The sequence below is a fragment of the Nocardioides pymetrozini genome (assembly GCF_046058985.1).
In the GTDB taxonomy this organism is placed as follows: domain Bacteria; phylum Actinomycetota; class Actinomycetes; order Propionibacteriales; family Nocardioidaceae; genus Nocardioides.
In genome coordinates, this window is record NZ_CP175556.1 from 1,297,462 (window position 1) to 1,311,666 (window position 14,205).

Consider the following 14,205-nt stretch of genomic DNA (forward strand, 5'->3'; position numbering starts at 1 on the left):
GATGGCACGACGCGTCTTCGTCCACATCGGGCTGCCCAAGACCGCCACCACCTATCTGCAGACGATCGTGTGGTCCTCCCGCGACCAGCTGCGCGCGGACGGGATGCTGCTCCCGGGCCTGGGCCGCTTCGACCACCTGTGGAGCAGCCGCATCGTGCGTGAGGACCCCCGGCTGCCCAAGGCGTCGGAGGAGCACCGCACCGCGTGGGAGAGGCTGCGTGCCGAGATCGCGGCGTACGACGGCGACGCGCTGGTCACCCACGAGTTCTTCGCCGCCGCGAGCGCCGAGCAGGCGACCCGGATGGCCGAGCAGCTCGCGCCGGCGGAGGTCCACGTCGTCATCACCGCGCGCGACCTCCTCGGGCTCTTCACGGCGAGCTGGCAGGAGAGCCTGAAGAACCGCGGGACCACGCCGATGGCGGACTACTCGCGCGAGGTGTCCGACGACCCTCGCGAGGTGTGGAACTGGCGCACCCTCGACCTGCACCTGGTCCTGCAGCGGTGGTCGGAGGCGGTCCCGCACGAGCGCATCCACGTCCTGCCGCTCGACACCTCCGCGCCGCGCGACGAGATCTGGCACCGCTTCGCGGGCCTCCTCGGCCTCAGCGCCGACGCCTACGACCTGAGCAGCTCGTTCCCCAACGAGTCGATGGGCGTCGTCGAGGCGGAGGTGCTGCGGCGCGTCAACGAGCATCTGGTCGCCCACAAGGCGCTCGGCTCGGCCCGCGACCGCGGCATGTTCATCCGCACCTTCCTCGCCGACGAGCGGCTGGTCCCGCGACGCGGTGACCGGTTCTGGCCGCAGCCGGACCGGATCGAGGAGTGCCGCGAGCGGAACGCGGCGGCGCTGGCCTACCTGCGCACCCACCCGGTCGACGTCGTGGGGGACCTGGACCGGCTCGAGATCCCGGCCGAGCTCGCGCCACGTCGTACTCCCGACACGGTGACCGACGCCGAGGTGGCCGCCGTGGCCAGCGAGCTGGTCGCCACGATGCTCGCCGACGTCCGCGACCTGCGCGTCGGCGCGGCCGCGCCTGCCCCACCGCGCCGTCGCGGCCTGCTCGGCGCGCTGCGCCGCCGCTGAACGCCTCAAGCCCCCGAGCGGCCGGCCGAAGGGTCGCCCGAGGCTCGGCGGAATTCATGGAAACGCGCTTTACCTGCATTTCCGGATAAATCACAACGATGTCATTCATCGAATTACATGACTGTAGTTATTCGCGCTGTATTGCCATGGTGAAGTTGTTACTGATGTGATTCCTGAGGAAATTGTTCGCTCGGCGCCTCGACGCCGTGAATCCGGAGGTCCCATGCGCACGCACAGCTCACTTCGATGGCTCCGTGCCCTCCCCGCGACGGTCACCGCGCTGGCGCTGCTGGCGACCCTCCTGGTCCTGGCGCTCGCGAGCAACGGCGGCGCCCGCGGCGACCTCGAGAACACCGCGGCGGACCCCGGCAGCGCCGGCGGCATCCGCCTCGTGCAGGCCAACATCAAGTCCGGCATGTCCTTGGACCGCACCGCGTCGGACCTGGGCCAGGTCTTCGCGCAGCTGCCCGACTTCATCACCTACAACGAGGTCTCCAGCCGACCCGATGCGCTGCTGGCGCCCGCGGGCTACGCGATCCAGCGCACCCCCGGCACCTACACCGGCGCCACCGCGGTGGTCTGGGACACCACGCGCTGGACCAAGGTCGCCTCCGGCACGTACAACATCACCAACGTCTGGGGGAAGACGAAGAAGCAGAAGGTCCACTGGGGCGTGCGCTACGCCAACTGGGTCACCGTGCGCAACGCCGAGGGCCGGACCGTCTCGGTCGTCGCGGTGCACTTCGCGCCGCCGTCGAAGTACACCAGCGGCCTGACCGTCCCGTCGTACCAGCGGATGGCCGCCCTGGCCCAGAGCCTCTCGGCCCACGGACCGGTCCTCATGGCGGGCGACGTCAACGTGAACTTCCGGACGGCGGCCTACCCGCGCAACGAGATCGCGGCCCTCGGCCTGGTCAACGTGTTCGACCTCTTCGGCGTCGCGCCTGCGACGCACGACAGCGGCGCGGTCATCGACCACGCCTATCTCTACCAGGGCGACCCCCTGCTGCCGGTCACGAACCTGACCACGACCGGGCTGCACTCCGACCACCACCTGCTGACCGTCGACCTCGGCAACGTGGGTCCGCGAGCGGGCGCCTTCGCCCCGGGCTGGGTCTCGAACAAGGACGACCGGAAGGCGACCGCGCGCCTGGTCAAGAGCGCGATCGACCAGGCGCCGCCGGGCTCGGCGCTGCACCTGGCCACCAAGAAGCTCGCAGGGAAGTCGGTCTACAAGGCGATCGTCAACGCCCGCGCGCGTGGCGTCGAGGTCCAGATCATCACCGGGCACCGCAAGGCGACCGACCTCGACCGCAAGCTGGCGAAGCTGCTGGGCACCAAGAAGAAGCACAAGTCCTGGGCCAAGCGGAAGACCAAGTGGAGCGCCTACGGCATGCCGCGCGCGCTCGTGCTGGCCAGCACCTCCGGCGGCACCCGGGCGGTGCGCATCGACTTCAACCGGTCATGGGTCCCGAAGGACCAGAAGCGCCCCGGCTCGACCGCCCAGATCCGGTCCGACCAGTTCGGCTACGACGAGATGTTCATCCGCTTCTTCGCGGCGGTCGGGCGCACCATCTGACCCGGCGCGGGGACCGGCCCGGACCTCAGGGCCCGGTGACGGTCCTCGCGGCGGCGACGCCCCGCTTCACGGCCGCCGACGCCACCTGGCCCGCGAGCTGCCCGGCGACCTTGATCTGGTCGCCGACCTGCTGGGTCGCGGCGAGCGGCGCGAGCAGCTTCTCGGCCCGGTCGAGCAGGCCGTCCGCGCGCGTGACGACCCGGTCGAGCTCCTCAACCGCCGCGCTGAAGGCGGCGACCGAGCCGCTGAGCTCGCGCAGCGCGGTCGCGAGGTCGGCGTCGCGCGACGGGCTCGCGGGGCTCACGGGACTGGTCGGCGCGGGCTGGCCGAACGGGGCGCGGGCGTCGTACTCGCTCATGGGCGCAAGGCTAGGGCCCCGCGTCGAGCCCGGTTCCCCAGCACCCTCCGGCGCCGCGGTGACATGTCTCACGTCCGGGTCTCGGCCCTCGTTCGAGGGGACCTCCGCTGCCTACTCGCGGGTACAGTGCGGTCCGGCACGACCACTGAAAGGGAACTGATGACCCGGCTTTGTCAGACCGAAGGCCTCACCGAGGACCAGTCCGAGATCCTGAAGGCCGTGCGGGTCTTCGTGGACGAGCAGATCATCCCGGTGGCCCAGGAGCTCGAGCACTCCGACACCTACCCGCAGGAGATCATCGACGGGCTCAAGGAGCTCGGCGTCTTCGGCCTGACGATCCCTGAGGAGTTCGGCGGCCTGGGCGAGTCCCTGCTGACCTACGCCCTGGTGGTCGAGGAGATCGCACGCGGCTGGATGAGCGTCTCGGGCGTCATCAACACCCACTTCATCGTCGCCTACCTGCTCATGCAGCACGGCACCGACGAGCAGAAGCAGAAGTACCTGCCGCGGATGGCGACCGGCGAGGTCCGGGGCGCGTTCTCGATGTCCGAGCCCGGACTGGGCTCCGACGTCTCGGCGGTGTCCACCAAGGCGACCAAGCAGGACGACGGGTCCTACTCCATCACCGGCCAGAAGATGTGGCTGACCAACGGCGCCACCTCGACCCTGGTCGCGCTGCTCGTCAAGACCGACGAGGGTGCGGAGTCGGTCTACAAGAACATGACCACCTTCCTCGTCGAGAAGGAGGCCGGCTTCGGGGAGACCGCCCAGGGCGTCACCGTGCCCGGCAAGATCGACAAGATGGGCTACAAGGGCGTCGAGACGACCGAGCTCATCCTCGAGGGACACCAGATCTCCGCCGACCAGATCCTCGGCGGCGAGCCCGGCAAGGGCTTCTTCCAGATGATGGACGGCGTCGAGGTCGGCCGGGTCAACGTCGCCGCGCGCGCCTGCGGCCTGGCCTGGCGGGGCTTCGAGCTCGGCGTGGCCTACGCCCAGCAGCGCAAGACCTTCGGCAAGGTCATCGCCGACCACCAGGCGGTGCTCTTCCGGATCGCGGAGATGGCGACCAAGGTCGAGGTCGCGCACAACATGATGGTGCGCGCGGCGCGGCTCAAGGACACCGGCCAGCGGATGGACGTCGAGGCCGGCATGGCCAAGATGGTCGCCTCGGAGTACGCCAACGAGGTCGTCGAGGACTCCTTCCGCATCCACGGCGGCTACGGCTACTCCAAGGAGTACGAGATCGAGCGCCTCATGCGCGAGGTCAAGTTCATGCTGATCGGCGAGGGCACCTCCGACATCCAGAAGATGATCATCGGCCGCTCGCTCCTCAAGGAGTACAAGCTCAAGTGAGCGCCGGCGCGCCCTCGGGCAAGACGAACCCGGGCAACTTCTTCGAGGACTTCCGGGTCGGCCAGGTCATCCGGCACGCCACGCCGCGCACGGTGACCGAGGGCGACCGGGCGGTCTACGGCTCGCTCTACCCGACCCGCTTCGCGGTGCCGTCCTCGGCGGCGTTCGCCGCCTCCGTCGGCCTCGACCCGCATCCGGTGGAGGAGCTGGTCGCGTTCCACATCGCCTTCGGCAAGACCGTCCCGGACGTCTCGCTGAACGCGGTGGCGAACCTCGGCTACGCAGAGTGCCGCTTCCACCGGCCCGTGGTCCCGGGCGACACGCTCAGCACCACCTCCGAGGTGATCGGGCTCAAGCAGAACTCCAACGGGAAGAGCGGCGTGGTCTACGTGCGCTCGACCGCGACCAACCAGCGCGGCGAGGTGGCCCTCGACTGGGCCCGCTGGGTGATGGTGCACAAGCGCGATCCCGAGGCCCCGGCCCCCGATCCGGTCGTCCCCGAGCTCGCCCCAGCGGTGGCGGCCGCCGACCTCGTGGTCCCCGCGGGCCTCGACTTCTCGTCGTACGACGTGGAGGCGGCGGGTGAGCCGCACCGCTTCGACGACTATGCGGTGGGGGAGCGGATCGACCACGTCGACGGCGTCACGCTCACCGAGTCCGAGCACCAGCAGGCGACGCGACTATGGCAGAACACCGCGAAGGTGCACTTCAACGTCGAGGCGCGTCCCGACGGCAACCGCCTCGTGTACGGCGGCCACGTGATCTCGATGGCTCGCGCGCTGTCGTTCAACGGGCTCGCGAACGCCCAGCTGATCGCCGCGATCAACGCGGGCGCGCACACGGCGCCGGCGTTCGCGGGCGACACCGTCTACGCGTGGTCCGAGGTCCTGGACAAGGCGGAGACCGACGCTCCCGGCGTGGGCGCGCTGCGCCTGCGGCTGGTCGCGACGAAGGGGCGCGACGCGTCGATGACCCTGCGCGGCGAGGACGGCAAGTACGCGCCGGGCGTCCTGCTGGACCTGGACTACTGGGCGCTCATTCCGCGCTGATCGTCATTCGGCGGGGGTGACCTGCACGCTCGTGATCGTGTAGGTCACCTCGTCGTCGACCGCCTGGGCGATCCGGTCCAGCATGACCGAGCTCGGGTGGTCCTGCCCGTCGGGCCACTCGACCTTCGCCTTCGCGACCGCCGGGTCGTTGGCCATCGTGATGATGTCGTCGATGGTGAGGCGGGCGAAGTCCGGTGCGGGCTGGCCGGCGGTCGGGCCGTCGAGCGAGGTCGCGTCGGCGACCTCGCCGTCCCGCACGACCACCTGCACCGTGCCGACCTGGGGGCAGTAGCAGAGCACCTCGAGCTGGTAGCGGTAGTCCTGCGGCGTGAACGCCGGGTAGGACGCGCCCGTCGGTGTGCCGCTCGCGCCGGGAGCGGTCGTGGTCACCGTCGCGCTCGGGCTCGTCGAGGCGCCGGTGCGGTCGGCCGCGCGCTCCGACTCCTTGGTGCACGCGCTCGCGCCGCCGAGCAGGGCGGCGGCGACGACGGCGATCACGGGGGCGGCCAGGGTGGGGCGAGACAGGCGCATGGTGCTCATGATGCCTCGGACGGCGCAGAGGGGCGCGCCGGTTCCCCACGGAAGTAAAACTGGAACAAGTTCCATTTCTGGCGTGACCTGAGTCACAGGCCCGTCGTTGGTCCAGCAGCGGTCCCCAGGGACCGGTGACCTGCTGTGCAATCGATGAGAGGTCCGCATGCCCCGAAAGACTCGCGTGCGACGCCTTGTCGGCGTCGCCCTCGTCGTGCTCGCCCTGTCGGCGTGCGGGTCCCAGCTCGATCCGGGAACCGTCGCCCGCGCCAACGGTGGGGACGGCACGGCCCCGGTCGCCGGCACGGGGGGCGACAGCGGGCTGCCGGCAGGAGAGGTCCCTGCTGCCGGCGACGTCCCGGCCGGGGGAGACGCGGCGGTCGCAGGCAGTGACGGCGGCGTCGCCGCCCCGGACGCGACAGCGGGGTCGGCCGGCGGCGGCAAGGCGGCCGGCAAGGGCAAGGGCTCCCCGACCGGCGGCACGAAGGCCGCGTCGTGTGAGGGATTCAAGAACCAGACCGGCATCACGGACAGCACGATCACCCTGGCCAACGTCGCCGACATCTCCGGGCCGGTGCCGGGGATCTTCGAGGCCTCGCAGCAGGCGGCCCGCGCCTACGTGGAGTACTTCAACTCGCAGAACACCCTCTGCGGTCGCAAGCTCGCCCTGGTCAACCTCGACAGCCGCGCCGACGCCGGCGCCGACCAGCAGGCCTACACCAAGGCCTGCGGCCAGGCCTTCGCGGCGGTCGGCTCGATGGGTGCCTTCGACTCCGGCGGCGCCGCGGCCGCCCAGGGGTGCGGACTTCCCGACATCCGCACGACCACGACGACGCCCGAGCGCTCCGCCTGTTCGACGTGCTTCGGCGTGTACTCCGTACGCCCCAACCTGATCGCGGACTCCGGTCCGAAGTGGCTGGCCACGCAGTACCCGGAGGCGACGAAGAACGTGGGCGTGCTCTACATCAACGCCGGCGCCGCCGTCGTCAACGCCAAGAGCCAGGCCGCGGCGTGGGGGAAGATGGGCTGGTCCATCAACTACCTGCAGGGCATCGACGTCGCGGAGTTCAACTTCGCGCCCTATGTCCAGCAGATGAAGGACAAGGGCATCAAGATGGTCGTCTACACCGGGCCCTACCAGAACACGGTCAAGCTGCAGCAGGCCATGCAGCAGCAGGGCTTCAAGCCCGAGGTGTTCATGCAGGACCCGACGGTCTACGACCAGCGCTACGTCCAGCAGGCCGGCGCCCTCGCCGAGGGGACCTTCGTCTACTCCACGACCGACCTGTTCGAGAACAAGAACAACCCGGAGATGCAGCTCTACCTCTCGTGGCTCAACCAGGTGAAGCCCGGCGCGGTGCCCAACTTCTACGGCCTGTTCGCCTGGTCGGCGATGCGGCTGTTCGTCGAGCAGGCGACCGCCCTGGGCGGGAAGCTCACCCGTGACTCGCTGGTCGCCGCGCTGCGCAAGGTCAACGACTGGACCGGGAACGGCGCCCACACCGCGATGCGCGTCGGCACGGGGGAGACCCCGCCGTGCCAGAAGATCATCCAGTACAAGGGCGGGCGCTGGCAGCAGGTCTCACCCGGCAGCTGGCTGTGCGGCAGCGTGGTCAACTCGGGAGTGGGTGGCTGACCCCGATGACCGTGCGCACCCGCGGGCGGCGTACCGCCGCTGCCGCCCTGGTCCTCCTGGCGCTCACCGCCTGCGGCTCCCGGCTCGACCCGGCGACCGTGGCGACGGCCGGCGGACAGGGCGGTACGACGGGCGCGGACGCCGGCCTCGCCGGCGACAGCGGTCTCCCGGCGGGCGCCATGCCCGCCGCGGGCGACGTGCCGGCCGCGGGCGAGGCACCCGCGGCCGGCACGGCAGGCGGCCCGGCGTCCGGCGCGCCCGTGCCGGACGGAGGCACCGGGGCCGGCGGTGGCAAGAAGGGCAAGGGCTCGCCGACCGGCGGCGCGAAGGCCGGGTCGTGCGAGGGCTTCAAGAACCAGACCGGCATCACCGACCGCACGATCACGCTGGCGAACGTCGCCGACATCTCCGGCCCGGTGCCCGGCATCTTCGAGTCCGCCCAGCAGGCGACCCGTGCGTACGTGGAGTACTTCAACTCCCAGAACACGATCTGCGGACGCAAGCTCGCCGTGACCAACCTCGACAGCCGCGCCGACGCAGGCGCCGACCAGCAGGCCTACGTCAAGGCGTGCGCCGAGGCCTTCGCCGCGGTGGGCTCGATGTCGGCCTTCGACTCCGGCGGCGCCGCGACGGCCAACGCGTGCGGGCTGCCCGACCTCCGCTCGACGATCGTGAACCCCGAGCGCCAGGCCTGCAAGACCTGCATCGGTACCTACTCGATCCGCACCAACCTGATCTCGGACCCGGCAGCGAAGTGGCTGGCGGCCAAGTACCCCGACGCCGTCAAGAACGCCGCCTTCCTCTACATCAACGCCGGTGCGGCGCCGGTCAACGCCAAGAGCCTCGCCGCCGGCTACGAGAAGGCGGCCGGCTGGTCGGCCAAGTACGTCCAGGGCATCGACGTCGCCGAGTTCAACTTCGCGCCGTACGTGCAGCAGATGAAGGACAAGGGCATCCGGGCGGTCATCTACTACGGCCCCTACCAGAACACGGTCAAGCTGCAGCAGGCCATGCAGCAGCAGGGCTTCAAGCCGGACTTCTACATGCAGGACCCGACGATCTACGACAAGCGGTACGTCGCTCAGGCCGGTGCCGTCGCGGAGGGGACCTATGTGTTCTCTCCGAACGACCTCTTCGAGAACACCGCCAACGCCGAGGTCCAGCTCTACCTGTCCTGGCTGCAACAGGTGAAGCCGGGTGCCATCCCCAACTACTACGGCCTCTTCGCGTGGTCTGCGGCCCGGCTCTTCGTCGAGAAGGCGACCGCGCTCGGCGGCAAGCTGACGCGTGCCTCACTCGTCGAGGCCGTCCGGTCCACCACCGCCTGGACCGGGAACGGAGCCCACACCGCGATGAACCTCGCCACCGGCGCGACCCCGCCGTGCCTGAAGATGATCCAGTTCAGCGGCGGCAAGTGGCAGCAGGTGTCCTCCGGCACCTACCTGTGCGGCAACGTCGTCGACTCCGGGATCGGGGGCTGATCGTCCATGGGATCGCTGTTCGCGTTCACCCTGCTGGGCCTGTTCACGGGGGCGGCCTACGCCATCATGGCCAGCGGCCTGGTGCTGACCTACACCACCACGCGGGTCTTCAACATCGCCCACGGAGCCTTCGGCATGCTGCTGGCCTTCGTGTTCTGGGACTTCACGCAGCGCCAGGGGATGCCGACCGTGCTCTCGCTGGTCCTCGTGCTCGGCGTCGTGGCGCCGGCGATCGGCTGGTTCATCCAGCGCTTCGTCACCCGCGGCCTCGGTGAGGGGCCGGTGTCGGTGGCGCTGGTCGTCACGGTCGGCCTGCTCGTCGGCCTGATCGGCCTGGCCCAGCAGATCTGGCCGCCGGAGCCGCGGGTGCTGCTGCCCTTCTGGTCCGGCACCGGGTGGAAGATCGGCGACACCTACGTCACCGCCCACCAGCTGGTGACCCTGGTCTGTGCCATCGCGGTGGCGGTGGGGCTGTACCTGCTGCTCAGCCGCACCCGCATCGGCACGGCGATGCGCGCGTCGGTCGACAACCCCGAGCTGCTCAAGCTGTTCGGCGGCAAGCCCGACCGGGTCGCCGCGCTGTCCTGGGCGATCGGCATCTCGCTCGCGGCACTGGGCGGGATCCTGCTCACGCCGGTGGTGCTGCTCGACTACTACGCGCTCACCCTCCTCGTCATCAACGCCTACGCCGCCGCGATGCTCGGGCGGCTGAAGAGCCTGCCGATGACCTTCGCGGGCGCGATGATCCTGGGCGTCCTCGAGTCGTGGGCGGTGGGCTACCTGCCGACCGAGGGCTTCCTGGCGTCCTTCCGGCCGGTGATCCCCGCCCTCTTCCTGTTCGCGATCGTCGTGCTGATGCCGCAGGCGCAGCTGCGGATCGGCCAGGTCAAGGGCATCGTCACCGCGGCGGTGCCGTCGATGCGGGTGTCCGTCGGCTCGGGCGCCGGGCTCCTGGTCGCGACGCTGCTGCTCGTCAACGTCGTGGCGCCCAACCAGGTGCTGCTCATCGGCGTGGCGGCGACGTACGCGATGGTGATGCTGTCGCTCGTCCTGCTGACCGGGTACGGCGGCCACGTCTCGCTCGCGCAGTTCACCTTCGCCGGGGTCGGCGCGCTCGCCTACGCCAAGCTCGACGAGCCCAACCTGCTCGGGCTGCTGCTCTCGGCGCTGATCGCGGCCGGCGTGGGCGCGCTGGTGGCGCTGCCCGTCCTCCGGCTGACGGGCCTCTACCTGGCCCTGTCGACGATGGCCTTCGCCGTGCTGATGGACAAGGTGGTCTTCAACGCCGAGTTCGCCTTCAAGTTCAACGGCACCCTGGCCGCGGACCGGCTCTCGATCCTCGGCCTGCGGATCGGCTCGGACACGTCGTACGTCTGGTTCATGGTGCTGGCCTTCGTGCTGCTCTCGCTGGGGATCCTCGTGCTGCGGCGCGGTGCGCTGGGGCGGCTGCTCATCGCGATGCGCGACAGCCCCTCGGCCTGCGGAACGCTCGGCCTGGACATGCGGTGGTTCCGGGTCGGCCTGTTCGCGCTCTCGGCCGGGATCGCCGGTCTCGCCGGCGGTCTCTTCGCCGGACTGCGTGGCACCGTCGGCGCCGCGGACTTCCTGTACTTCCAGTCGCTGCTCGTCCTGCTGCTCGCCGTGGTCTTCGGGGCGACGTCGGTGACGGGCGCGCTGCTGGGCGGCATCGCACTGATGCTGCTGCCCGAGCTCCAGGCGGCCTCACCGAGCATGGCCGGGCTGCTGTTCGCGGTCATCGGCTTCGGCGCGGTGCTGCTCGGCCGCGACCCCAACGGGATCGCCAACCACCTCTTCCGGCTCGGGCGATGGCTGCGCTCCCGCGTCGCGCCCGGTCTCGAGGACCGCTTGCAGCGCCTCCTGCCGCGGGGCGGGACGGCGGACGGGACCGACGGGGCGGTCGACCTGCCTCTGTCGGAGGTGTCGGTCGTCCGCGACGGCACCGACGCGACGGTCGCGGGAAGGGGTGTGTGACATGGCGCTGCTCGAGGTCGACGACGTCGTCGTCCGCTTCGGTGGGGTGACCGCGGTGAACCGGGCGAGCTTCACGGCGGACCGGGGGGTGATCACCGGCCTGATCGGCCCGAACGGGGCCGGCAAGACCACCTGCTTCAATGTGATCACCGGCCTGCAGCGGCCCACCAAGGGACGGGTGCGCTACCGGGACCGTGACGTGACCGGGTGGCCGGTGCACCGGCGGGCCCGCAACGGCATCGGCCGCACCTTCCAGCGGCTGGAGGCCTTCGGCTCCCTGTCGGTGCGGGACAACGTCCGCGTCGCCCAGGAGATCCACGGCGGTCCACTGGCATGGTTCGGTGGCAGGCGAGGGGCAGCGAGCGTGGACATGCTGCTGGACCGGGTCGGCATCGCGGAGTACGCCGACGAGCGGGCCGACTCGATCCCGACCGGCACCGCTCGGCTCCTGGAGCTGGCCCGCTGCCTCGCAAGCGATCCGCAGCTGCTCCTGCTCGACGAGCCGTCGTCCGGCCTCGACGAGACCGAGACCGACGCCTTCGGCGAGCTGCTGGTCGAGCTCGCGGCCGAGGGTTGCTCGATCCTCATGGTGGAGCACGACATGGACCTGGTGATGAGCGTGTGCCACGAGATCCACGTCCTCGACTTCGGCGCGATCATCGCGTCCGGCACGCCGGGGGACGTCCGCGCCGATCCCGCCGTCCAACGCGCCTATCTCGGCTACAGCGAGACCGAGGCAGCGAGCGAGAACGACGACACCAGCGTGCTGCCGGTCGTCGAGGAGGTGCCGTCATGAGCGTCCCGATCCTCGAGGTGATCGACCTGCACGCGGCGTACGGACGGATCGAGGTCCTGCGGGGCGTCGACCTCGCGGTGCCGCGCGGCGCGGTGATGGCCCTGCTCGGGCCCAACGGCGCCGGGAAGTCGACCCTGGTCAAGGTCGTCAGCGGCCAGAAGGAGCCGACGTCGGGGGACATCCACCTCGCCGGCGTCCACGTCCAGGGCGCCACCTCCGACGCCCTCGCCCGGGTCGGGCTGTGCACGGTCCCCGAAGGGCGCTCGGTGTTCCCGAACCTGACGGTCGAGGAGAACCTGGTGCTCATGTCCTACGCCGGCGTCCCCGCCGGCGCGATCCTCGACACGGCGTACGCCTACTTCCCGCGGCTGCACGAGCGCCGCCACCAGCTGGCCGGCACCATGTCCGGCGGGGAGCAGCAGATGCTCGCCATGTCGCGGGCGCTCGCGTCCGACCCGGCCCTGCTGCTGCTCGACGAGCTCTCGATGGGCCTCGCGCCGCTGATCGTCGACGAGCTCTACGAGACCGTGGCGCGGATCGCCGAGTCGGGCGTCTCCATCCTGTGCATCGAGCAGTTCGCCCGTACCGCACTGCGGGTCGCGGACTACGCCGCCGTGATGAGCGGCGGGCGCATCGTGGCCACCGGCGAGCCGGGGGAGATCCTCGAGACCATGGCCGACGTCATCCTGGGAGGCGCAGCATGAACCACCACTCGAGCCGGATGCGACGGGCTCTCGCGCGGGGCGTCGCGGGCGGCATGGTCGGGTCCTTCGCCCTGCTGGCCGCGGGGCCGGGAACCACGCCCGCCCGCGCGGACGACGGCGCAGGCACCGCCACGGCCGGCTACGGCGGCTTCACGGTGCAGGCGTGGTCGGCCCCGATCCGGGTGCAGATGTTCGAGCCCAGCATCCCGATCCCCGTCGACGCCGGCCAGGCGCAGGTCGAGTTCGACCTCGGCTACAGCAAGGTGAAGGCGGACTCCGGCGAGTCCCGCGGCCGAGCGAGCCTGTTCTGGCCCGGCGACCCGGTCGGCGAGGGGCTCAAGACCTTCGCCGAGCAGCTGGGTCTGCCGCCCAACCCGCTGACGGACAACGGCTACCCGATGCAGGTCAACTCCCAGTTCCCCGGGGACACGCCGACCCAGAAGGACGAGTCGGTCCCGGGCGCCATCATGCGGACGACCTCCGGCGACAAGACGGCGACCGCCGAGACCGGCTTCTCACCGGACGGCACCGTGGTCGGACCCGACGGCGCCGCCGCGCCCGAGCCGGGCACCAAGAACGGGCTCATGGACCTCCTCAACGGGGTCACGGGGCTGCTCACCGGCGGCCTCGGCGGACTGCCCGGCGCTCCCGCCGCGCCGACCGCACGCGCCGCCGCGCCCGGCCTGCCGCCCGAGCTGGCCGCGCTCGTCGACATCGACGGCTACGTGTCCACCAGCAAGATGGACGCCACCGGCGACAAGGTCGTGGGTGTGTCCCGGTCGACGCTGGGCGAGATCCGCCTCCTCGGCGGCCTGGTCACGCTCGGCGGCGTCGAGACGGTCGCCCGCACCACCTCCGACGGCACCGCCGGTACGGCGACCGGCAAGACGCTGTGGGGCGGCATGACGATCGCCGGCCAGCAGTTCGGGATCGGCCCCGACGGCGCCGTCACTCCCGGAGGGACGACGACGCCTCTTCCTGGTCTCGACAAGCTGCCCCTCGACGCGCTCAAGGCACTCGGCATCTCCATCGAGGTGCCCCAGCAGGTCCGCACGGTCGAGGGCGACGCCGGGACGAGCGTCTCGGAGGGCCTGCGCATCACCATCGACACGCTGCTCCTCTCCCCGCTGCTCAAGGCGCTGCCCACCAACATCCTCGCCGAGCTGGTCCCGGCCCAGGCCGGCCCGCTCAAGGGTGTCGTGTCCGGCCTCTCCAACCTCGCGCCACGGGTCGTGATCACGCTCGGCGTCGCCGAGGCCAAGGTCGACACGGTGCCGCCGATCGAGCTCTCCGCGCCGCCGCCCACCGCGGAGGCCGCGCCGCCTGCCGCCGCGGAGCAGGCGGCTCCGCCGCCCGCCGAGGGCGGGGTCGGCGTCCCACCGGCCGCCGCCCCCGCGCCGATCGGCGCCGTCACCCCGGCCGGTTCGGCGCCGACCGGCGAGCTGGCCGACGCGGCACCGACCGGCGCCGGCCTGCCCGAGCTGTTCTCGATCCCGGGGATGCTGCTCGTCGCCGCCTTCGCCCTCGCCGCGGTCGCCGGCTCGTGGTTCCGCCGGATCGGGGCCGCGGCGCTCGGGCTCGGCGGATCCTGTCCCCACGGCCTCGACAGCGGCCTGCCCGACCTCCGAAAGGCATGAGC

General features: G+C 71.1%; 12 protein-coding genes. 10 read left to right on the top strand and 2 right to left on the bottom strand.

The genetic code is table 11. From position 1 onward, the window contains the following. The first annotated feature begins 1 nt into the window (after position 1). Both ACJ5H2_RS06360 and ACJ5H2_RS06365 read left to right on the top strand, forming a co-directional pair. Positions 2 to 1,084 carry a hypothetical protein gene (locus ACJ5H2_RS06360; RefSeq protein WP_408898725.1) on the top strand — a complete coding sequence of 361 codons (1,083 nt, stop codon included), beginning with the start codon at positions 2 to 4 and terminating at the stop codon, positions 1,082 to 1,084. Between the two features lie 223 nt (positions 1,085 to 1,307). After that, a complete protein-coding gene (locus ACJ5H2_RS06365) occupies positions 1,308 to 2,663 on the top strand; it encodes a hypothetical protein (RefSeq protein WP_408898726.1) in 1,356 nt (451 codons plus the stop codon). Between the two features lie 25 nt (positions 2,664 to 2,688). Here the strand turns inward: ACJ5H2_RS06365 and ACJ5H2_RS06370 are convergent, their stop codons facing one another. Next, a complete protein-coding gene (locus ACJ5H2_RS06370) occupies positions 2,689 to 3,021 on the bottom strand; it encodes a hypothetical protein (protein WP_408898727.1) in 333 nt (110 codons plus the stop codon). A 159-nt stretch (positions 3,022 to 3,180) separates the two neighbouring features. Here ACJ5H2_RS06370 and ACJ5H2_RS06375 point away from each other — a divergent pair, with 159 nt between their 5' ends. Next, entirely contained in the window at positions 3,181 to 4,377 is a 1,197-nt protein-coding gene (locus ACJ5H2_RS06375) for an acyl-CoA dehydrogenase family protein (protein WP_408898728.1), read from the top strand. Continuing rightward, the gene (locus tag ACJ5H2_RS06380; RefSeq protein WP_408898729.1) at positions 4,374 to 5,426 is read left to right on the top strand and encodes a MaoC family dehydratase; all 1,053 of its coding nucleotides are present in this window, start codon (positions 4,374 to 4,376) and stop codon (positions 5,424 to 5,426) included. The genes ACJ5H2_RS06375 and ACJ5H2_RS06380 overlap by 4 nt, the downstream gene beginning before the upstream one ends. A gap of 3 nt (positions 5,427 to 5,429) precedes the next feature. Here the strand turns inward: ACJ5H2_RS06380 and ACJ5H2_RS06385 are convergent, their stop codons facing one another. Further along, positions 5,430 to 5,957 (bottom strand): DUF6174 domain-containing protein, encoded by a 528-nt coding sequence (locus ACJ5H2_RS06385; protein ID WP_408898730.1) that lies wholly within the window; start codon positions 5,955 to 5,957, stop codon positions 5,430 to 5,432. Positions 5,958 to 6,141: 184 nt separating this feature from the next. Here ACJ5H2_RS06385 and ACJ5H2_RS06390 point away from each other — a divergent pair, with 184 nt between their 5' ends. Genes ACJ5H2_RS06390 through ACJ5H2_RS06415 form a run of 6 tightly spaced genes read left to right on the top strand, consistent with a single transcriptional unit; the run spans position 6,142 to position 14,203 of the window. Beyond that, positions 6,142 to 7,593 (top strand): ABC transporter substrate-binding protein, encoded by a 1,452-nt coding sequence (locus tag ACJ5H2_RS06390; protein ID WP_408898731.1) that lies wholly within the window; start codon positions 6,142 to 6,144, stop codon positions 7,591 to 7,593. Between the two features lie 5 nt (positions 7,594 to 7,598). Beyond that, positions 7,599 to 9,074: an ABC transporter substrate-binding protein gene (locus ACJ5H2_RS06395; RefSeq protein WP_408898732.1), complete on the top strand. Its 1,476-nt coding sequence runs from the start codon at positions 7,599 to 7,601 to the stop codon at positions 9,072 to 9,074. A gap of 6 nt (positions 9,075 to 9,080) precedes the next feature. Then, complete coding sequence (locus tag ACJ5H2_RS06400; RefSeq protein ID WP_408898733.1) at positions 9,081 to 11,066, top strand: ABC transporter permease; 1,986 nt, start codon at positions 9,081 to 9,083, stop codon at positions 11,064 to 11,066. A gap of 1 nt (position 11,067) precedes the next feature. Next, positions 11,068 to 11,862, top strand: a complete 795-nt coding sequence (locus ACJ5H2_RS06405) for an ABC transporter ATP-binding protein (protein ID WP_408898734.1) — start codon at positions 11,068 to 11,070, stop codon at positions 11,860 to 11,862. Continuing rightward, the gene (locus ACJ5H2_RS06410) at positions 11,859 to 12,566 is read left to right on the top strand and encodes an ABC transporter ATP-binding protein (RefSeq protein ID WP_408898735.1); all 708 of its coding nucleotides are present in this window, start codon (positions 11,859 to 11,861) and stop codon (positions 12,564 to 12,566) included. The genes ACJ5H2_RS06405 and ACJ5H2_RS06410 overlap by 4 nt, the downstream gene beginning before the upstream one ends. Beyond that, positions 12,563 to 14,203 (top strand): choice-of-anchor P family protein, encoded by a 1,641-nt coding sequence (locus ACJ5H2_RS06415; protein ID WP_408898736.1) that lies wholly within the window; start codon positions 12,563 to 12,565, stop codon positions 14,201 to 14,203. The genes ACJ5H2_RS06410 and ACJ5H2_RS06415 overlap by 4 nt, the downstream gene beginning before the upstream one ends. The last annotated feature ends 2 nt before the right edge of the window (positions 14,204 to 14,205 follow it).